Source organism: Pseudomonas sp. LBUM1658 (genome assembly GCF_059716055.1).
This window is the reverse complement of record NZ_CP166798.1, coordinates 4400649-4422652: the sequence shown is the minus strand read 5'-3', so window position 1 is coordinate 4422652 and position 22004 is coordinate 4400649. Positions and strand designations below refer to the sequence as shown.

Annotated in this window: 12 protein-coding genes and 2 pseudogenes; 4 read left to right on the top strand and 10 right to left on the bottom strand. The window is 57.9% G+C overall.

What is annotated here, in order from left to right; translation table 11 throughout:
* Window positions 1-87: 87 nt before the first annotated feature.
* The 4 genes and pseudogenes from ACA064_RS20460 to ACA064_RS20445 all read left to right on the top strand — a co-directional run.
* Window positions 88-9264: pseudogene (locus tag ACA064_RS20460) on the top strand (non-ribosomal peptide synthetase); the annotation flags it as partial.
* Window positions 9265-9455: 191 nt separating this feature from the next.
* Window positions 9456-10664 carry an MFS transporter gene (locus ACA064_RS20455; protein ID WP_497669743.1) on the top strand — a complete coding sequence of 403 codons (1209 nt, stop codon included), beginning with the start codon at window positions 9456-9458 and terminating at the stop codon, window positions 10662-10664.
* 15 nt (window positions 10665-10679) lie between these two features.
* Window positions 10680-10787 (top strand): annotated as a pseudogene (locus tag ACA064_RS20450) (group II intron maturase-specific domain-containing protein); the annotation flags it as partial.
* A gap of 4 nt (window positions 10788-10791) precedes the next feature.
* Window positions 10792-10935, top strand: a complete 144-nt coding sequence (locus tag ACA064_RS20445) for a hypothetical protein (RefSeq protein WP_497674365.1) — start codon at window positions 10792-10794, stop codon at window positions 10933-10935.
* Window positions 10936-10985: 50 nt separating this feature from the next.
* Here the strand turns inward: ACA064_RS20445 and ACA064_RS20440 are convergent, their stop codons facing one another.
* From ACA064_RS20440 to nuoG, 10 genes are all read right to left on the bottom strand, one after another.
* Entirely contained in the window at window positions 10986-11300 is a 315-nt protein-coding gene (locus tag ACA064_RS20440) for a helix-turn-helix domain-containing protein (RefSeq protein WP_497669742.1), read from the bottom strand.
* The gene (locus ACA064_RS20435; RefSeq protein WP_497669741.1) at window positions 11290-11640 is read right to left on the bottom strand and encodes a toxin; all 351 of its coding nucleotides are present in this window, start codon (window positions 11638-11640) and stop codon (window positions 11290-11292) included. The genes ACA064_RS20440 and ACA064_RS20435 overlap by 11 nt, the downstream gene beginning before the upstream one ends.
* A gap of 246 nt (window positions 11641-11886) precedes the next feature.
* Window positions 11887-13350 (bottom strand): NADH-quinone oxidoreductase subunit NuoN, encoded by a 1464-nt coding sequence (gene nuoN / locus ACA064_RS20430; protein WP_497669740.1) that lies wholly within the window; start codon window positions 13348-13350, stop codon window positions 11887-11889.
* A 7-nt stretch (window positions 13351-13357) separates the two neighbouring features.
* Window positions 13358-14890: an NADH-quinone oxidoreductase subunit M gene (gene nuoM, locus ACA064_RS20425; protein ID WP_497669739.1), complete on the bottom strand. Its 1533-nt coding sequence runs from the start codon at window positions 14888-14890 to the stop codon at window positions 13358-13360.
* A gap of 39 nt (window positions 14891-14929) precedes the next feature.
* Window positions 14930-16783 (bottom strand): NADH-quinone oxidoreductase subunit L, encoded by a 1854-nt coding sequence (gene nuoL / locus ACA064_RS20420; protein WP_497669738.1) that lies wholly within the window; start codon window positions 16781-16783, stop codon window positions 14930-14932.
* Window positions 16780-17103, bottom strand: coding sequence for an NADH-quinone oxidoreductase subunit NuoK (gene nuoK, locus ACA064_RS20415; protein ID WP_497669737.1), 324 nt, complete (start codon window positions 17101-17103; stop codon window positions 16780-16782). Before nuoK ends, nuoL begins: the two co-directional genes overlap by 4 nt.
* A gap of 4 nt (window positions 17104-17107) precedes the next feature.
* Window positions 17108-17608, bottom strand: coding sequence for an NADH-quinone oxidoreductase subunit J (gene nuoJ / locus ACA064_RS20410; protein WP_497669736.1), 501 nt, complete (start codon window positions 17606-17608; stop codon window positions 17108-17110).
* Between the two features lie 9 nt (window positions 17609-17617).
* The gene (gene nuoI / locus ACA064_RS20405) at window positions 17618-18163 is read right to left on the bottom strand and encodes an NADH-quinone oxidoreductase subunit NuoI (protein WP_497669735.1); all 546 of its coding nucleotides are present in this window, start codon (window positions 18161-18163) and stop codon (window positions 17618-17620) included.
* 12 nt (window positions 18164-18175) lie between these two features.
* Window positions 18176-19183: an NADH-quinone oxidoreductase subunit NuoH gene (gene nuoH, locus ACA064_RS20400; protein ID WP_489360817.1), complete on the bottom strand. Its 1008-nt coding sequence runs from the start codon at window positions 19181-19183 to the stop codon at window positions 18176-18178.
* Window positions 19180-21894, bottom strand: coding sequence for an NADH-quinone oxidoreductase subunit NuoG (nuoG, locus tag ACA064_RS20395; RefSeq protein WP_497669734.1), 2715 nt, complete (start codon window positions 21892-21894; stop codon window positions 19180-19182). The genes nuoH and nuoG overlap by 4 nt, the downstream gene beginning before the upstream one ends.
* Between the last annotated feature and the right edge of the window lie 110 nt (window positions 21895-22004).

Genomic DNA, 22004 nt, shown 5'->3' with positions numbered 1-22004 from the left:
AATAGAAGTGACGTATTTCGCTTCTTGGAGGCAAAGGTGCAAGACCAGGTTTCTTCTAAATATCCGGATTATCTGTGCATTCACCATTTATTCGAGGAGCAGGTTGCGAACAATCCTGAGGCAACGGCACTGGTCTTTGAGGATGAGGAACTCAGCTATGGCGAACTCAACGCCAGGGCTAATCGACTGGCACATCGGCTGATTGATCTGGGAGTTGGGCCCGACCAGCAGGTGGCGATCTGTGTCCAGCGCTCCCCGGCGATGGTTGTTGGCCTGATGGCGATCCTGAAGGCGGGCGGTGCCTATGTACCGCTCGATCCGGACTATCCGGGGGAGCGACTTGCTTACATTCTTGGAGATACTGCTTCGGTCCTGGTGCTGGCCGATGCGGCCGGACGGCAGGTGCTGGGTGAGGCGTTGCAGACCCATACCGTGCTTGACCCCAATGAATCCCAGGCAGGGGTGTTGGCGGAGGCTGATGCTGATGCCAACCCCCGGGTTCCCGGCCTTACCCCCAGTAACCTCGCCTATATCATCTATACGTCGGGTTCAACCGGACAGCCTAAAGGGGTCATGGTTGAACATGCACAGGTGGTGCGTCTGTTCGACACGACACAACCCTCCTTTGGTTTTGAGGCCAGTGACGTTTGGTGCCTGCTCCACTCTTTTGCCTTCGACTTCTCGGTCTGGGAACTGTGGGGAGCCCTTCGCTATGGTGGCACGCTGGCTTTGGTTCCTCATGCCATTACCCGCTCTCCACAGGCTTTCTACCAGTTGATTTGTAAGCAAGGCGTCACCGTCTTGAACCAGACCCCGAGCGCCTTTACCGCCTTGATGGAGTATGTACAACCGTCATCGGACCGACTGCGCTATGTCATCTTTGGAGGCGAAGCTCTGCAGTCGTCGACCCTTCGCGACTGGTATGCGGTGCGTGGCGATACTGTCCCGCAACTGGTCAACATGTATGGGATCACGGAAACCACGGTCCATGTAACCTATTACCCTCTGACTTCATCAGATGCGCAACAAGCCGATAGCGTGATCGGTACACGTCTGCCGGATTTGAATCTCTATCTTCTGGACGCGTATGGCCAGCCTGTTCCGATGGGGGCAGTGGGTGAGATGTACGTAGGAGGCGCCGGTGTCGCGCGCGGATATCTGAACCGGCCCGAACTGACGGCAGAGCGTTTCCTGCACGACCCCTTTGCGGGTAAGCCTGACGCGCGGATGTACAGGACAGGGGACCTGGCCCGTTATCTTCCGAACGGGAATCTGGCGTTTCTTGGGCGCAATGATGACCAGGTCAAGATCCGCGGCTTCCGGATTGAGCTGGGTGAGATTGCGGCGAAATTGGCCGAGCATCCATCCATCCGCGAGGCGGTGGTGGTGGCTCAAGGCGAGGAGACCGACAAGCGCCTGGTTGCTTATGTTTTGGCTCAGTCCGAGGTTCTGGAAAATGATGTCTCTGAGCACAAGGCAGTAACCTCTGAAGCTGGCTTGGCGCTGGCGGGTACGCTGCGTGATTATTTGAGTGGCCGTTTACCCGACTACATGGTGCCGTCTGCCTTTGTGCGGATGGAAAGCTTTCCCCTGACGGCAAATGGCAAGCTTGATCGCAAGGCTTTGCCTGTTCCGCAGGAGGGCGCCTTTGCCCATGCGGCATACGAGGCGCCGTTGGGCGAGATAGAGGTCATCCTTGCCGGGATCTGGTCAGAGCTGCTTGGCGTTGAACAAGTCGGTCGCCATGACAACTTTTTCGCCCTTGGCGGCCATTCGCTCATGGCCGTGCGGCTGGTCAGTCGCATAGCAGCCTTTGGGGCTGAATTGCCTCTTGCAACCTTGTTCGCATCTCCAACGCTCAAGGCTGTGGCTTTGGCAATTGAGGCTCAGCGCAACGCCGGCGCTGTGGCGCGTGCATCGATCCGGACAATCTCTCGCGATGAGTCCTTGCCGCCGTCTTTTGCTCAGCAGCGACTGTGGTTTCTGGCACAACTCGATAGTGGAATCAGCGATGCCTATCACATCCCCTTGGCTCTGAGATTGCGGGGCCAGTTGAACGTGACGGTCTTGCAGCAGGCCCTTGATGCACTGTGGTCGCGCCATGAGGCATTGCGCTCGGTCTTTGTCACTAAAGAGGGGGAGGTCGAAGTGCGTCTGCTGGCCTGCGACCAAGGTTTGCCATTGCGCCAGATTGATCTGCATGATGGACCGATCAAGGGATCGGGTGCAGAGGCCGAGCTTATAAGGCTTTGTACCGACGAGGCTCGGGCCCCCTTTGATCTCGATACAGGCCCGCTAATCCGGGCTTGCCTGATCCGGGTAGCCCTCCCAGAATCTGCCCCATCATCTGCAGATGAGCATGTATTGCTACTCACACAACACCACATCGTCTCGGATGGCTGGTCGCTCGGCATACTGTTACCTGAGCTAAGTGCGCTGTATACGGCGTATAGCAACCATCAGGCCAGCCCGTTGCCGCCGCTTGCGATCCAATATCCGGACTATGCCGCATGGCAGCGGCAATGGCTGTCGGGGGCGCGCCTGGATGAGCAGGTGGATTACTGGAAGCAGGCGCTGGCCGATGCTCCAACGCTGCTCGACCTGCCAACAGACAGGCGGCGGCCTGAGCAGCAGTCCCTGGTGGGCGCCTCTGTGCCGATCGAACTAAGTGCAGAGCTGACAACTCTCCTCAAGCGGTTTAGCCAGCAGCAGGGTGTGACGCTATTCATGACACTGTTGTCGGCCTGGGCGACAGTACTGTCACGCGTGTCGGGGCAGGAAGATATTGTGATCGGAGCGCCAAGTGCCAACCGGGGCCATTGCGACATCGAGCCGCTGATCGGCTTCTTCGTCAACACACTGGCGCTGCGGATTGATCTCGGCGACAACCCGAACGTTGCCGACCTCATTGCTCGAGTACGCGAGAGGGCACTCAAGGCCCAGGATCATCAGGATCTGCCGTTTGAGCAGGTGGTGGAGATAACGCAGCCGCCAAGACGGTTGAGCCATACGCCACTGTTTCAGGTGGTGTTTGCCTGGCAAAACTATGATGCAGGCCAATGGGCTTTACCCGGCCTTGAAGCCAGCCCGGTTGGTTCTTCCTATGATGTAGCCCGGTTCGATCTGGAGCTAAACCTGGCCGAAGCGGGCGATCGAATCGTTGGTGCTCTTGGCTATGCGACTGCGTTGTTTGACGCGGCCACGATCGAGCGCCATGTGGGTTATCTGAAGATCGTCCTTGCCGAGATGACCAGGGATGCCAGCCAGACTGTAGCCACAATCGACCTGCTTGATGCGTCTGAGCGCACATTGTTGCTCAAGACGTGGAACTCGATGGATGTGTCCTGTCCAGCTCATCTGTGTATGCATCAGTTATTCGAGGAGCAGGTTGCGCGCAGTCCTGCGGCAACGGCACTGGTCTTTGAGCAAGAGGCCCTCAGCTATGGCGAACTTAACGCCAGGGCTAATCGGCTGGCGCATCGGCTGATTGCTTTGGGCGTCAGGCCTGACCAGCGGGTGGCGATCTGTGTCGAGCGCTCTGCGGCCATGGTTGTTGGCCTGATGGCGATCCTGAAGGCGGGCGGCGCCTATGTGCCGCTCGATCCGGAGTACTCGGGAGAGCGACTGGCTTTCATTCTTGCCGATACTGCTCCGGTCCTGGTGCTGGCTGATGCGGCCGGGCGCCAGGCGCTGGGGGCCGCTTTGCAGGCTCATACCGTACTCGATCCCAATGAGGCCCAGACTGAAGCTTTGATAGGGGCTGACGCCAACCCTGAAGTTCCCGGCCTTACTCCCAGTAACCTCGCTTATATCATCTATACCTCGGGTTCAACCGGACAGCCCAAAGGGGTCATGGTTGAACATGCCCAGGTGGTGCGTCTGTTCGACACGACACATGCAGCCTTTGGTTTTGAGGCCAATGACGTTTGGTGCCTGTTCCACTCTTTTGCCTTCGACTTCTCGGTCTGGGAGCTGTGGGGAGCCCTTCGTTATGGGGGCACGCTGGTGGTGGTTCCTCATGCCATTACCCGCTCTCCGCAAGCGTTCTATCAGTTGATTTGTGAGCAAGGCGTCACCGTCTTGAACCAGACCCCGAGCGCCTTCACAGCCTTGATGGAGTACGTACAACCGTCATCGGACCGGCTGCGCTATATCATCTTTGGCGGCGAAGCGCTGCAGCCGTCGACCCTGCGCGACTGGTATGGGGTGTGTGATGAGTCTGTCCCGCAACTGGTCAACATGTATGGGATCACGGAAACCACGGTCCACGTCTCCTATTACCCTCTGACTTCATCAGATGCGCAACAAGACGACAGCGTGATCGGTCAACGTCTGCCGGATTTGAATCTCTATCTTCTGGACGCGCATGGCCAGCCTGTTCCGACGGGGACAGTGGGTGAGATGTACGTAGGCGGCGCCGGTGTTGCACGCGGATATCTGAACCGTCCCGAACTGACGGCAGAGCGTTTCCTGCACGACCCCTTTGTGGGGAAGGCTGACGCGCGGATGTATAAGACGGGGGACCTGGCCCGTTATCTTCCGAACGGGAATCTGGCGTTTCTTGGGCGCAATGACGACCAGGTCAAGATCCGAGGCTTCCGGATTGAGCTGGGTGAAATTGCGGCCCGATTGGCCGAGCATCCCTCCATCCGCGAGGCGGTGGTGGTGTCGCGAGGCGAGGATAGCGACAAGCGCCTGGTTGCTTACGTAGTGGCGCAGTCCGAGGTTCAGGACACGTCGGTAGCCTCTGAGGCTGGCTTGGCGCTGGCGGGAGCGCTGCGTGATTATCTGAGTGGCCGTTTACCCGACTACATGGTGCCGTCGGCCTTTGTACGTTTGGAAAGCTTACCGCTGACGGGTAATGGCAAGCTTGATCGGCGGGCGTTGCCGGTTCCTGAGGGCGATGCCTTTGCCCATGCGGCATACGAGCCTCCGTTGGGCGAGATAGAGGTCATCCTTGCCGGGATCTGGTCAGAGCTGCTTGGCGTTGAACAAGTCGGTCGCCATGACAACTTCTTCGCCCTCGGCGGCCATTCACTCTTGGCTGTGCGGTTGATCGAGCGGTTGCGCCGCCAGGGTCTGAGCCTTGCTGTGCGTGATCTGTTTCAGACGCCAGTGTTGTCGGTTCTGGCCAGCACGCTTGGCCAGCACCGCGAGGTGGTGGTGCCGCCAAATCTGATCAGGCCCGAGACGCCCAGAATCACGCCCGAACTGCTGCCGTTGATAGATCTCAGCCAATCGGAAATCGACCTGATAGTTTCACAGGTTCCTGGGGGGGCAGCCAACATCCAGGATATCTACGCACTCTCACCTATGCAGGACGGCATCCTGTTCCACCACATGCTGGCTAAAGAAGGTGACCCCTATTTACTGGTTGCCCAGATGGCCTTTGCTGATCATGAAACATTGGAACGATATCTAGGCGCAGTTCAACAGGTTGTAGACCGCCACGACATTTTGCGTACCGCCTTTGTTTGGGAAGGGATGTCACGCGCCGCGCAAGTTGTCTGGCGACAGGCTTCGCTCTCAGTCACTGATATTGTTCTCGATCCGGCAGATGGCCCCATTACCGAACAGCTTTCCCGGCGCTTTGATTCATGCCGCCACCGAATTGACCTGACCCAGGCACCGGTGCTTCGCTTTATTGTTGCCCATGATCCTGTCGAAGGCCGCTTTATTCTGATGCAACTGCAGCATCACTTGATTGACGATGCTTCTTCATTGCAGTTTTTTTATAACGAAGTACAGGCTTTCCTTGCCGATCGTGGCGAGAAACTGCCATCGCCTCAGCCGTTCCGCAACCTGATCGGTCAGGTACGGTTGGGCAAGAGCGTGGAGGAGCATGAACGTTTCTTCAAATCAATGCTGGCTGACATAGAAGAGCCGACGCTGCCATTTGGATTAGCGGAAGTACATCTGGACGGCGCGCAGGTGGGCCAAACCCACCGCATGGTTTCGGCCGAACTCAATGGTCGGCTGCGGGCGCAGGCGAGGCGATTGAATGTGAGTCTCGCAAGTCTGTGCCATGTTGCCTTTGCTCAGGTACTGGCACGCACCAGCGGCCAGGAAAAGATCGTGTTTGGTACGGTGCTGTTTGGGCGCATGCAAGCGGGCCATGGGTCAGATCGAGCCATGGGCATGTTCATCAACACGCTACCGATTCGATTTGACTCAGGTGGCATTGATACCGCGGAGAGTGTTCAGCAGGCTCATGCTCGACTGGCTGAGTTGCTCGCCCACGAGCATGCCTCGCTGGCGCTGGCACAAAGGTGTAGTGGGGTCGCTACAGGTACGCCACTGTTCAGCGCATTGCTCAACTATCGGCACAATGATCTGTCTGGTGAAGACAATATTGTCCAAACCATGGGGAAAATGACAGGTGTCGAGTTCTTGAGTGAACAAGAGCGGACCAATTATCCGTTCACATTGTCTGTGGAAGATTTCAGTCACTCACTTGGGTTTACGGCCCAAGTGGTCACGCCGTTCGATTCCAATCGCGTGTGTGGCTATATGGAGCGGGCGTTGGAAAGTCTGGCGCAGACCTTGGAGCGCTCGCCGCACTGGCCGGTTCGACAGCTGGACATTCTGCCTGCGTCTGAGCGTACATTGCTGCTCAAGACGTGGAACGCGACGGATGCATCCTGCCCGGATCATTTGTGCATTCATCATTTATTTGAGGAGCAGGTTGCGCGCAGTCCAGAGGCAACGGCGCTGATCTTTGAGGGAGAGGCGCTCAGTTACGGTGAGCTCAATGCCAGGGCAAATCGACTGGCACATCGGCTGATCGAGCTGGGCGTTGGGCCAGACCAGCGGGTGGCGATCTGTGTTGAGCGCTCTGCGGCTATGGTTGTTGGTCTTATGGCGATCCTGAAGGCGGGCGGCGCCTATGTGCCGCTTGATCCGGCCTATCCGGGAGATCGACTGGCTTACATTCTTGCCGACACTGCTCCGGCCCTGGTGCTGGCCGATGCGGTCGGTCGGCAGGTGCTGGGTGAGGCGTTGCAGACCCATACCGTGCTTGATCCCAATGAAACCCACGCAAGGGTGTTCGCGGAGGATGATGTCAATTTCCAGGTTTCTGGCCTTACACCCCGAAACCTCGCTTATATCATCTATACCTCGGGTTCAACCGGACAGCCTAAGGGCGTCATGGTCGAACATCGCGGATTAATAGCGTCGACACTGGCAAGAACCACTGTTTATAAGCCGGGACCCGATGCTGTATTTTTACTATTATCATCGATCGCATTTGACAGTTCCGTAGCAGGAATTTTCGGAACTTTAACAACCGGTGGTGCTTTGTGTTTACCAGGCAGCGAAGCAGTAGTAGATCTACAAATTATTAGCCGCCTTTTGATTGAAAACAACGTCACATCAGTGCTGCTTGTGCCGTCTCTCGCAAGATTGGTGCTGCCGCAAGTCGCCCAACTCGGATATGGGCAACTCCGTCAGGTGATCGTGGCGGGTGAATTGTGCCCTGCGAAGCTAATCCAGGAAGTGACTTCAGCATTTACTGCCGTTGAATTATTCAATGAATACGGCCCCACTGAAGCGACAGTCTGGGCTGCGGTCTATCGCTGTTCGTCTGACGACTTTGATCCAGTCCCCATAGGCCGTCCGATTTCAAACACACGCATATACCTTCTGGACGCGCATGGCGAGCCTGTTCCGCTGGGGGCGGTCGGTGAGATGTATATCGGGGGGATGGGCGTTGCGCGTGGATATCTGAATCTCCCCGAACTGACGGCTGAGCGTTTCGTACTCGATCCATTTGCAGGCAAGCCTGACGCGCGTATGTATAAGACGGGGGACTTGGCCCGTTATCTGCCGAACGGGAACCTGGTGTTCCTGGGCCGCAATGACGACCAGGTCAAGATCCGAGGCTTGCGGATTGAACCGGGTGAAATTGCGACCAGATTGACCGAGCATTCATCCATCCGCGAGGCGGTTGTGGAGGTACAAGGCGTAGACACCGACAAGCGACTGGTCGCTTATGTAGTGGCTCAGCCAGCGGTCTCGGGAGATGATGCCTTTATATTCAAGGCCGATTCAGAGGCGGGTTTACCGCTTGCAGGACTACTGCGTGATTATCTGAGTGAACGTTTACCCGACTACATGGTGCCGTCTGCCTTTGTGCTCATTGAAAGCTTGCCGCTAACCCCTAATGGCAAGCTTGATCGGCGGGCGTTGCCCGTTCCTGAAGGTGAGGCCTTTGCCCATGCGGCCTATGAGGCACCACAAGGTGAGACTGAGACTATCCTGGCAGCGCTTTGGTCAGGGTTGCTCGGGGTTGAGCAGGTCGGTCGCCATGACAACTTCTTCGCCCTCGGCGGCCATTCGCTCATGGCTGTCCAGCTGATGCAAAAAGTCAGGAGGTATGGTTTGAAGTGTTCGCTGAGCGACATTTTGGAACACCCGCGATTGGCTAACCTTGCCTTTCAAATCTCACAGTCTCCTGTGTTTAACCCGCATATCGGAGCGATCACGGTGCGCGCTGGCGGGACTGAGTCCCCGGTCTTTTTTGTTCCCTCGGGATTAGCTGATTTTTCGTATGCTATTTCTCTGGCGCAACAAATCCGGGTTAGCTGCCCGATCCATGTATTGCCGTGGTCGGCCATTGGCGACCCTTTACCTCACTCGATGGAGGTTATGGCCGAAAGAATGATACCGCTCATCCGGGCGATCCAGCCTGAAGGGCCTTATCGAATTGCGGGGTATTCTTCTGGAGGGATCCTCGCTTATGCCATCGCCCATGCGCTTATGTGCAAAGAGGCCAGCGTTGAGTTTTTAGGGTTTATCGATGTTCCTGCGCCGCATAAGTTGCTTTATAAAAATAAAGATATAAAGCACTATTTTATTGAGCATGTTAAGGCGGTGGCTTCCGAGGCGGAGAGTCATAAATTCGATATATTAAGTGAGGGTGATGAGTTTGGTGAACTGATAAAAAAAGCACAGGATTTGGGAGGCTATGATTTAAATGCAGATATCTCACTGGAAACAGTCAAATGGCAAGCAATTTATCATTTTTCACAAATTGCGGGCGCCTATGAGCCATTACCATTACCGATTAACCTCTATCATTTTTACGCGGCTGATCGTGAGCGTGCCAATTTGCCGCAGGTTGATATGGTGGGCGGATGGAGGGAAATATTACCTGATTTAACTATTAATTCTATTTCCATTCCAGGTAGGCATGTGACTATGATGGCTGATGTTAGCAATCGCAAGCATTTAGCTGAAGCATTCAATCGAGCACTTTTTTAAGAAGTGATGATTGAGGGGTAGCATTACATACGTCGCTCACCTATATGCAGGTGGGGCTGTTGCAAAATTTGTAACTGCCCACTTGCATGCTTGCTTAAATGCACTATTTAGTCGCCAGTAAACCGCCCCAAATAGTTTACGTCGCGTACAGCGGGATACTAATCAGCGTCGTATTATAAACTGGAGAAATCATGGCTAATCCCTATCGCGAACTTCTGACAACCCCCGGCGTCATGGGGTTAGTGATCGCGAGTTCCATTGCCCGTCTGCCACAGGCAATGATCGGCATCGGCATCATTACCATGTTGGTGCAGCAGACGGGTCTTTATTGGCTGGCTGGCTCGGTCGCCGGTACATTTACCTTGGCGAATGCGCTTATCGGCCCGCAAGTATCGAAACTCGTTGATCAACGGGGTCAGACTCGGGTTCTGCCCTTTGTGACTGCCTTCAGCATTGGTATGTTGCTGGCGCTGATAATTGCTGTCTATTTGAGGGCTTCGGCCTTCCTGCTTTTTATTCTTGCGGCACTGGCGGGCACGATGCCAAGCATGCCCGCCATGATAAGAGCACGCTGGACACAGCTTTTCCGTGGCAAGTCGCAATTACACACGGCCTTCTCCTTGGACACTGTTCTAACCGAACTCGCCTTTATTATCGGCCCACCACTCGCCATTGGTCTGAGCACCAGCTTCTTCGCCGAAGCCGGACCTCTTGTTGCCGTCTTGCTGCTGGTCATCGGCGTGACTGCTTTTCTTCTGCAGCGGCAGACAGAACCGAAGGTGGTCGTGGGCAGCAGGAGGAGCGCAAGCTCGACCTTACTTATCCCCGGCCTTCGTACCATCGTTCTGGCGCTTCTAGCGATGGGTGTGATTGGCGGATCAATCGATGTGGCGGTTGTTGCCTTCGCCAACGCACAAGGCTGGCCAGCGTCCGCCAGCTTCATCCTGGCAGCCTATGCGCTCGGCTCAATGATCGCTGGCCTGACGTTCGGCGCGCTAAGGGTTTCCTTACCGATTGAAAAGCAGTTCTTCGTTGGGGTACTGGTAACGGCAGTAACAGCCGTATTGCCCATTTTCTCACCGGACGTCTACATCCTTTCTGGGATGCTCTTTGTGGCAGGTATGTCATTTGCGCCAACGATGGTCGTCGTCATGAATCTCGGTACGATCATTGTTCCACCGTCCAGGATCACCGAAGGACTAACGTGGATGACGACAGGCATCAGCATCGGCGTAGCGCTCGGTGGAGTACTTTCGGGCCTGGTTATCGACGTCTATGGCGCGCGGGCAGGGTTCGGTGTAGCCATTGTCGCGGGGCTCGTAATGGTGGGAGTCGTGCTTATAGGTCTGCCCGCACTTCGTACCGCGTCAGCGACGTACGCCGAGCCGACCTTCCAGTAATTGGTACTGTCCGAATTGGACAAATGGATGCGGCACCGACTGAGAGCGATTCAACTCAAGCAATGGAAACTGGGAACTATCACTTATCGTGAGTTGTTAGCTCTGGGTGCGAGTAAAGAGGTTGGTTTTGAGTAAAGGTACTCAGATCGGAAAAGTTGAAGAGGTCGCCGAGGTCGAGCAGATGCTGTTGAACAGACATAAAAAATCCGATGCCAGAGGTCTGGCACCGGATTTTCAAGGAAGCCCTGCTGAGACTCAAATGCTTAAGTGAACAGCATTACGCCTTGTGCGGGTTTTGTTTTTGAGCTGTGCGCTGACAGTTCAGGTCAACACTGCCAACTGTTCAACCGTTTCCGGAAAGCGCTCGACCAGCCGGATCAGGGTAGTGGCTTGAGCATTCGGTTTTGCTCGTCCTTGTTCCCAGTTTTCCAAGGTGCGGGTATTGGTGCGCAGGTACATGGCAAACACCGACCTGGAGAGGTTCAGTTGTTGGCGTATGCCCACCACTTCCTCTGCTGTGATCGGGGCGAGCTTGGCCAGTTTTACCTTGTGAGTACGCAGTGTGACTTTGCCTTGGCGCTCATCGGCCAAGGCCTCAAAGCCCTCTACCAGTTCGGAAAAAATGTCACGTTTCATCGTTCGTTCTCGCTTTTATTTCTCGATGCAGCATGTGTTTGAGCGGGCATTTTTGTTGTGGTGTCAGATCGTCCTGCTGGTTCTTGCCATACAAGGTAAAGAGCCAGAACTGGTCGTAGCCGGACCACCAGTAATAGATCACCCTCAGTCCGCCGCGCTTGCCCTTGTTTCGTCGTTGATCAACAACACGAATTTTACGCAGGCCTCCAGTGCCTTCGACGACATCTCCAGCTTCCGGGTTTTTCAGCAGCTCCTGTTGAAACCTGTGGAACAGGTCATCGTCCAGATAGTCGCTGCGGTGTTTTTCAAATACGGGTAATTCGATAAAGAGAGCATCCATTTTCTATACGTTACCTGCGTATACGTATATCACAAGAATCGAATAGGTCAAGGCATCTGTCCCTGCCAATTCGGTCAAGTCATTACGTACGGTCGCAGGTGGGACAGGGATGTAGGACGAGGCTGTGATTTACCGGTGGGGGTGTTCTGGATGTAGGCGAGGAGGGGGCGAACAGTGTGAAATCCAAAACGCAAAAACGGCACCCGAAGGTGCCGTTCTGTTTTTCTACCGCCTGTAACTAACCGATCAACCCGCCAATCCCGACTGTTGCACCAACGCCAGCAGCGGCTGTGGGTACACACCAAGGAAGAACGCCAGAACCGCGATGGCCAGCAGCATCACGCCGCCGGTACGTTGTTCCCAGTGCAGTTGAGCATCGTGGCGACGCAGGTTTGGTTCGATCAGGTACAGGGTGACCATGACCCGCAGGTAGTAGAACACGCCAATGGCGCTACCCAACACCAGGGAACCGACCAGCCACCATTCGTGGGATTCGACACCTGTAGCGATGATGTAGAACTTGCCGATGAAGCCGGCGGTCAGCGGGATGCCGGCCAACGACAGCATCATCACGGTCAATACCGCGGTCAGGTACGGACGACGCCAGAACAGGCCGCGGTACTCGTACAGTGCGTCGGCGTCACGGCCGTTGTACGGCGAGGACATCAGGGTGATCACCCCGAACGCGCCGAGGCTGGTGATCACGTAGGTGACCAGGTATACGCCGATGGCTTCCATCGCCAGACCCTTGCTCGCCACCAGGGCGATCAGCAGGTAACCGAAGTGCGCGATGGACGAGTAGCCCAGCAGACGCTTGAGGTTGCTCTGGGTCAACGCCAGCAGGTTGCCGAACAGGATCGACGCGATGGCGATGATGGTCAGCACGTTGCTCAGTACGCCGCTGTTGGCCACTGGCGAGATCTGGAACAGACGCACCATCACCGCGAACACCGCGACTTTCGAAGCCGTCGCGAGGAACGCCGCTACCGGCGCCGGAGCACCTTCGTAGACGTCCGGAGTCCAGAGGTGGAACGGAACCAGCGACAGCTTGAACGCCAGGCCGATCAGCATCATCGCCAGGCCCAGTTGCGCGATCGGGCTTGGCAGACCGGTCGCGGCCAGTGCCTGGCCGATACCGCTGAAGCTCATGCTGCCGGCTTCTGCGTAAAGCAGCGCCATACCGAACAACAGGAAAGCCGAGCCGGCTGCCGACAGCACCATGTACTTGATGCCGGCTTCCAGGGAACGCTTGTTGAAGAAGGCATAGGCCACCAGACCGTAGACCGGTACCGAAAGCAGTTCCAGACCGACGAACAAGCCGGCCAGGTGCTGTGCGCTGACCAGTACCAGGCCACCGGCCGCAGCCATCAGGATCAACAGGTACAGCTCTTCGCGGTTGCCCGGGTAACCCGAACCGCCATCGCCGAGGTAGGCGTGGGCGAGGGTCACGCAAGCCAGGGTGGCGACCAGGATCAGCGCCATGTAGAGGCAGGCGAAGCTATCGATCTGCAGCAGTGGAGTCACGGCCAGAGGCGCGACTTTCAGGGCCGGGAGGATCGACAGCAGGGCCAGGTTGAGACCGGCTACCGACAGCAGGAAGGTCTGTGAGTGGTTGCGACGCCAGGCGATGGCCAGCATCACCACGATGATCGTGGCGCTGGTGATCAACAACGGCGCAAGCGCGATAAAGTGTTGAGTCGTAAAGTCCATAGCGCTCTTACCGGGCCGAAGCGAGTTGAGTGAAGGCGGTACCGAACCATTGCTGCACACCACTCATCGTAGCGGCAGAGGTATCGAGGAATGGTTGCGGGAACACGCCGAGGTAAATCAGCAGCCCCGCAAGTCCAACCACCATGATCAGTTCGCGAGCATCCAGGCCCTGCAGAACTTCGTCCGACTTGGACGGACCGAAGTAGGCACGGTGGATCATGATCAGCGAGTAGACCGAACCAAACACCAGACCCGAGGTGGCAATCGCGGTGATCCATGGTGAGCTGGCGAAGTTGCCCAGCAGGATCAGGAATTCACCGACGAAGTTACCGGTACCCGGCAAGCCCAGCGAAGCGGCTGCAAAGAACAGGCTGATCGCCGGCAGGTACGCGATGCGTGACCACAGGCCGCCCATCTCGCGCATGTCGCGAGTGTGCATGCGTTCGTACAGCTGGCCGCTGAGGATAAACAGTGCGGCTGCCGAAACACCGTGCGCGAGCATCTGCATCACGGCGCCTTGCAGCGCCAGCTGGCTGCCGGAGTAGATCCCGATCAGCACGAAGCCCATATGCGAAACGCTGGAGAAGGCGATCAGGCGCTTGATGTCGGTTTGGGCGAAGGCCAGGAACGCACCGTAGAAGATCCCGACCAGACCCAGGGTCATGGCGATCGGCGCGAACTCGGCCGAGGCATTCGGGAACAGCGGCAGGGCGAAACGCAGCAGACCATAAGCCGCGGTCTTCAGCAAGATACCGGCCAGGTCGACGGAACCGGCGGTCGGTGCCTGGGCGTGTGCATCCGGCAGCCAGGAGTGGAATGGCACCACCGGCAGCTTCACCGCGAAGGCGATGAAGAAGCCCAGCATCAGGATGTACTCGGTGGTCAGCGACATCTTGGTTTTCAGCAACAGGGCGTAATCGAAGGTGATCACTCCGGTGTCGTTGAAGTTGACCAGGACCAGCCCGAGGATCGCCACCAACATGATCAGGCCGGAAGCCTGGGTGAAGATGAAGAACTTGGTCGCCGCGTAGATCCGGGTCTTCTTGCCGTCCGATGAACTATGACCCCAGAGCGCGATGAGGAAGTACATCGGCACCAGCATCATTTCCCAGAAGAAGAAGAACATGAACAGGTCGAGGGCGAGGAACACGCCGACCACACCGCCGAGGATCCACATCAGGTTCAGGTGGAAGAAGCCAACGTGACGCTGGATCTCTTTCCACGAGCAGAGTACCGAGAGGACCCCCAGCAGACCGGTCAGCAGGATCATCAACAGTGACAGGCCGTCGAGGGCCAGGTGCACGTTGATGCCGAAGCGTTCGATCCAGACGTGTTTGAACTCAATCACCCAGGTCGGATCGGCGCCAGGCGCCGGAGCAAATGAATAATCGCCATGGGCCCACAGCCAGAGGCCGAGAGCGAGTTCCAGGGACATGGTCAGCAACGCAATCCAGCGTGGCAGGGTTGCGCCGAAGCGCTCCCCCATCCAGCACAGCAGGCCGCCGATAAAGGGGATCAGGATTAGCCAAGGCAGAATCATGACGGGCTCAATTCCTTTCGCAATTTCGCAAGGTTCATATCAGACCGCTACCAACACGATGGCGCCCATTACCAGCACGGCACCAGCAGCCATGGAAGCCGCATACCAACGCAACTGACCGGTCTCGGTACGGCTCAGGGAGTTGTGACCCCCTTTGGCCAGACGCGGGATCAGGCCAATGGTCTGGTCGAGCGGGTCTTTGCGCAGTACATGGTTGATCATCAGATACGGCTTGACGAACAGTTTGTCGTAGATCCAGTCGAAGCCCCAGGCAGCGAACCACCAGGCCGAGAGGAAACGCCCGATACCACTGTTGGCGATAGCCGTGACGAAGCGCCGCTTGCCGAGGAACAGCATGGCCGCCAGCAGGATACCGGCCAGGGCGATGGCGCCCGAAGCGATTTCCAGACTGTGCTTGGCTTCGCCGCCGGCATGGCCGACGCTTTCCGGCAGCACGCCGTGCAGCGGTGGAACGATCATCGCGCCGACGAAGGTCGACAGTACGATGAGCACCGACAGTGGCAGCCAGTGGGCGATGCCGTGACCTGCGTGGGCTTCGGTCTTGGCTTCACCGTGGAACGCGATGAAGATCAGGCGGAAGGTGTACAGCGAAGTCATGAAGGCACCGACCAGACCTGCGTACAGCAGACCGTGGTTGCCGCTGGCGAAAGCTTCCCAGAGGATTTCGTCTTTCGAGTAGAAGCCCGCGGTCACCAGAGGCAGGGCCGACAGTGCGGCACCACCGACGATGAAGCTGGTGTAGGCCAATGGCAGTTTCTTCCACAGGCCGCCCATCTTGAAGATGTTCTGCTCGTGGTGGCAGGCGACAATTACCGCACCGGATGCAAGGAACAACAGCGCCTTGAAGAACGCGTGGGTCATCAGGTGGAAGATCGCGCCGTCAAAGGCACCCACGCCCAGGGCCAGGAACATGTAGCCGATCTGGCTCATGGTCGAGTAGGCGAGGATCCGCTTGATGTCTGTTTGCACCAGCGCGGCGAAACCGGCCAGGACCAGGGTCACGCCACCGACGATGCCGACCAGTTGCAGGATATCCGGCGCCAGGGCGAACAGGCCGTGAGTACGGGCGATCAGGTAGACACCGGCGGTCACCATGGTTGCGGCGTGGATCAGTGCCGAAACCGGGGTAGGGCCGGCCATCGCGTCCGCCAGCCAGGTTTGCAGCGGCAGTTGCGCGGATTTACCGACCGCACCACCGAGCAACATCAGGGTCGCCAATACGATCCAGAAGTCGCCGACTTTGAAGTGCTCAGGCGCCTTGACCAGCAGTTCCTGGATATTCAGCGTGCCCAACTGTTGGAACAGGATGAACAGGCCGATGGCCATGAACACGTCGCCGACCCGGGTGACGATAAAGGCTTTGAGTGCGGCGTTACCGTTGTTGCGGTTGCTGTAGTAGAAACCGATCAACAGGTAGCTGCACAGGCCCACACCTTCCCAGCCAAAGTACAGGAACAACAGGTTATCGCCCAGCACCAGGAACAGCATGCTGGCGATAAACAGGTTGGTGTAGGCGAAGAAACGCGAGTAACCGGCTTCACCGCGCATGTACCAGGAGGCGAACAGGTGGATCAGGAAGCCGACGCCGACCACCACACCGAGCATGGTCAGGGACAGGCCATCCAGGTACAGGGCGAAGTTCGGCTTGAAGCCTTCCACCGCCATCCATTGCCACAGGACCTGGGTGTAGTGACCACCCTCGGGTGGGGCAACGTTGAACTGCCAGATGATATAGGCAGTGACGATCGCCGAGAGGCCGACGGAGCCGACACCGATCAGCGCCGAGAGGTTTTCCGAGAGGCGTCCCCGGGAGAACGCCAGCAGCACATAACCGATCAGAGGGAACAGGAAAGTCAGATAGAGAAGGTTCATCCGCGCATCTCGCTGGCAGCGTCGATATCGAGAGTGTGGAAGCGGCGATACAGCTGCAACAGAATCGCCAGGCCGATACTGGCCTCGGCGGCTGCCAGGCTGATCACCAGGATGAACATGATCTGTCCATCCGGCTGCGCCCAGCGGCTACCGGCGACGATGAAGGCCAGTGCTGCGGCATTCATCATGATCTCCAGGCTCATCAGCACGAAGAGGATGTTGCGGCGGACCATCAGGCCGACCAGACCCAGGCAGAACAGCACGCCGGCGACAGCCAGGCCATGTTCCATTGGGATGGAACCGAAAGGGATAGCAGGCATAGTGTTACTCCTTCGCCTCGTTGCGGCCCAGGTGGAACGCCGTGACAGCTGCAGCGAGCAGCAGCATCGAGGCGAGTTCGACCACCAGCAGATAAGGACCGAACAGGCTGATGCCCACGGCCTTGGAGTCCACGGTGGTGTGGCCGATACCGCCGGCGCTCGGGTTGGCGAACAGCACATACAGCAGTTCCGCCAGCAGCAGCGCGGCGAGTACCACCGGACCAAGCCAGATGCCGGGCTTGAGCCAGACGCGCTCTTGCTGAACCGAGGCCGGGCCCAGGTTCAGCATCATCACCACGAACACGAACAGCACCATGATGGCACCAGCGTAGGCGATCACTTCCAGTGCGCCGGCGAATGGAGCACCGAGGCTGAAAAAGGTCATCGCCACGGCAAGCAGCGAAATGATCAGGTAGAGCAGGGCGTGCACAGGGTTGGTGTTAGTGATCACGCGAAGCGTGGACACAACGGCTACTCCTGATGCGAAATAGAAAGCGAATTCCATCTTTCTTCCTTAAGGCAGCAAGCTCTTCACGTTGATCGGCTCGGCTTCATTCTGCGCGGAGCCTTTTGGCTTACCGGCAATGGCCATACCTGCAACACGATAGAAGTTGTAATCAGGGTTTTTACCGGGACCGGAGATCAACAGATCTTCTTTCTCGTAAACCAGGTCCTGACGTTTGAACTCGGCCATCTCGAAATCCGGTGTCAGCTGGATCGCGGTGGTCGGGCAGGCTTCCTCGCAGAGGCCGCAGAAAATGCAGCGCGAGAAGTTGATGCGGAAGAACTCCGGGTACCAGCGCCCGTCTTCGGTTTCAGCCTTCTGCAGCGAGATGCAACCCACCGGGCACGCCACGGCGCACAGGTTGCAGGCTACACAACGCTCTTCGCCGTCGGGGTCGCGGGTCAGCACGATACGCCCACGGAAGCGTGGCGGCAGGTACACCTCCTCTTCCGGGTACTGCAACGTGTCACGCTTGCGGAAGGCATGACCGAAAATCATCACCAGGCTGCGAAGCTGGGTGTAGGTGCCATGCAAGATGTCAAACAAGTACTTCATGGTTCTCTATCCTCACTGAGCCGCGCCGGCGGGCGTGTTCATCAACACGATCGCAGCGGTCACCAGCAGATTGATCAGGGTCAGCGGCAGGCAGAATTTCCAGCTGAAATCCATCACCTGGTCATACCGTGGGCGCGGAATCGATGCGCGCAGCAGGATGAACAGCATGATGAAAAACGCGGTCTTCATAGCGAACCAGATGAACGGGATCTGCGGCAGAATGCCGAAAGGTCCGTGCCAACCACCGAAAAACAGAGTCACCAGCAGCGCCGAAATCAACACGATGCCGATGTACTCACCGACGAAGAACATGCCCCATTTCATGCCGGCGTATTCAATGTGGTAACCGTCGGCCAGTTCCTGTTCCGCTTCCGGCTGGTCGAAGGGGTGACGGTGAGTCACGGCCACGCCAGCGATGAAGAAGGTACAGAAACCGAGGAACTGCGGAATGATGAACCACAGGTTCTGCGCTTGATATTCGACGATGTCGCGCATGTTGAACGAGCCAACCTGTGCCACCACGCCCATCAGCGCCAGGCCCATGAACACTTCATAGGACACGGTCTGGGCCGAGGCACGCAAGCTGCCGAGCAGGGCGAACTTGTTGTTGCTCGACCAGCCGGCGAACAGCACCGCATACACCGACAGGCCGGCCATGGCGAAGAAGAACAGCAGGCCGATGTTCAGGTCCGCGACACCCCAGGTCGGGGTGATCGGGATGATCGCGAAAGCAATCAGCAAGGCGCTCATGGCCACTACCGGCGCCAAAGTGAAGATCACTTTGTCGGCGAACGGCGGAGTCCAGTCTTCCTTGAAGAACATCTTGATCATGTCGGCGGCGATCTGGAACGCACCGAACGGACCCACCCGGTTCGGACCGTAACGATCCTGCCAGAGGGCCAGCAAGCGTCGTTCGACCCAGCTCAGCAGCGCGCCGCAAACCACCACGGCGAGCATAATCACGATGGCCTTGACCACCGCGATGATCACGTCGATCACTTCAGGGGTGAACCAGGTCATTGCGCTGCCTCCTGCAGACCGTCAACGGATTTGCCAAAGATCGCCGGTGGAATACCGGCCAGACCGGCAGGCAATGCGACCAGACCGGCACCCAACTCATCATTGATTCGCAGCGGCAGACGCAGGGTCTGACCGGCAACGTTCAGGCTGAGCAGGGCACCGTCGTTGACACCCAGGCGATCCGCTTCGGATTTGGCCAGCGACACGTAGGCGGCCGGGATGCGTTCCTGAACCGGTGCGGCTTTCGAAGAGTTCTCTTCGCTGCCGAACAGGTGATAGAACGGCACAACCTGCCAGGTACCTTGAGCCGGGTTGAATGCGCGCGGAACAGTGGCGAACCAGCTCAGACCATCACCTTGGCTTTCGATCAGGCGAGTGCCCGGATCGCCAGCGCGGATGTGACCGCCGACTTCGTCCTGGAACTTGTTCCAGGCTTGCGGCGAGTTCCAGCCCGGAGACCAGGCGAACGGCACTTGCTGACGCGGTTCGACAGAGCCCGAGTAGCCTTCCATGGAGAACGAGAACGCGGTGTCGTTGTCCTGGGAGGTACGCGGTTCATGCACGCTGATGTCGGCACGCATGGCGGTCCGGCCACTGTAACGCAGCGGTTCGCGGGCCAGTTTCAGGCCTTTGATGCGGAACGCGGCAGACGGTGCGGCGCTGACGATGCCGGCCAGTTGCGGGTTGCTGGCGGCGCAGTCAGCGGTGACATGGTCCAGTTGGGTCCAGTCCAGCGGCTGGTTCAGCAAGGTCGCGCGCAGGGCATGCAGCCAGCGCCAGCCTTCATGAACCATGATGCTCGCGTCCAGGTAAGTCGGGTCGAAGACCTGGAAGAAGCGCTGGGCGCGGCCTTCCTGGCTGACCAGGGTACCGTCGCCTTCAGCGAAGCTGGCAGCGGGCAGAACCAGGTGCGCGCGATCGCTGGTGGCGGTTTTCTGATGATCAGCAACGATCAGTACTTTCGCGGCGCTCAGGGCAGCATCGACCTTGGCCTTGTCGGTACGGGTATACAGATCGTTTTCCAGGACGACGATGGCATCGGCCTGGCCGTCGATCACCGCTTGCAGCGCAGCGTCGAGCGATTCGCCACCGAGCATGGCCAGGCCGAGGCTGTTGGCCTCTGGCACGATCAGGCTGATGGAACCGTTCTTCTCGCGCAGCTTCAGGGCTTTGGCAATGTTTGCAGCAGCTTCGATCAGCGACTTGGAACCCAGGGAGGTACCGGCGATGATCAGCGGACGCTTGGCCGTGAGCAGGGCGTTGGCAATGCGCTGGGCCAGTTCAAGCGCTTCGCTGTCCAGGCCTTCAACGGCTGGAGCGCTGGCGTCGAGGGCGTGGGCCACGGCGAAACCGATACGAGCCAGGTCGTCGGGAGCGGCGTGAACGCACTCTTCGGCGATATCGTCGAGTTTGGTTTCAGCCAGGCTGGCGATGAACAGCGGGTTCAGCGCATTCTGACCGATGTTTTTCACCGCGGCATCCAGCCAAGGCTGAACGCGCATGGCGTCAGCCATCTCTTCGGCCTTGCCCTTGACCGACTGACGCAGGGCCAGGGCCATACGGGCAGCGGTCTGGGTCAGGTCTTCGCCGAGGACGAAGATCGCGTCGTGGTCTTCGATGTCGCGCATGTTCGGGATCGGCAGCGGGCTGTTTTTCAGCACTTGCACGACCAGACGGATGCGTTCCAGCTCGCTGGCTTCGATACCCGAGTAGAAGTGTTCGGCACCGACCAGTTCGCGCAGGGCGTAGTTGCTTTCCAGGCTGGCACGCGGCGAACCGATACCGACAATGTTGCGACCACGCAGCAGGTCGGCGGCTTTATCCAGCGCTTCGTCGAGGCTCAGCTTGGCGCCGTTGGCCAGCAGTGGCTGACGTGGGCGATCCTTGCGGTTGACGTAGCCATAACCGAAACGGCCACGGTCGCAGAGGAAGTACTGGTTTACCGAACCGTTGAAACGGTTTTCGATGCGCCGCAGTTCACCGTAACGTTCACCCGGGCTGATGTTGCAACCGCTGGAGCAGCCATGGCAGATGCTCGGCGAGAACTGCATGTCCCACTTGCGGTTGTAGCGCTCGGAGTGAGTCTTGTCGGTGAACACACCGGTCGGGCAGACCTCGGTGAGGTTGCCGGAGAACTCGCTTTCCAGGGTGCCGTCTTCAACGCGACCGAAGTACACGTTGTCGTGGGCGCCGAATACACCGAGGTCGGTGCCGCCGGCGTAGTCCTTATAGAAGCGCACGCAGCGATAGCAGGCGATGCAGCGGTTCATCTCGTGGGAAATGAACGGGCCCAGTTGCTGGTTCTGGTGGGTACGCTTGGTGAAGCGGTACCGACGCTCGTTGTGGCCGGTCATGACCGTCATGTCTTGCAGGTGGCAGTGACCGCCTTCCTCGCAGACCGGGCAGTCGTGCGGGTGGTTGGTCATCAGCCATTCGACGACGCTGGCGCGAAACACTTTGGCTTCTTCGTCGTCGATGGAAATCCAGCTGCCGTCGGTGGCAGGGGTCATGCAGGACATGACGATACGACCACGCTTGTCGTTCTCGTCGGTGTACTGCTTGACCGCGCACTGGCGACAGGCGCCAACGCTGCCGAGGGCGGGGTGCCAGCAGAAATAGGGGATGTCGAGGCCTAGCGACAGACATGCCTGTAACAGGTTGTCTGCCCCATCGACTTCGAGCGCTTTGCCGTCTACGTGGATAGTGGCCATGGTTCAAAGATCTTCGTTGGCCCGGTGTCAGCGGGCGTGGCTAATGGAATCTTGTTTGCGTGCGAATCAACACAGCCGTTAACGGCGTCATCGCACGAAAGGCGAAGGGC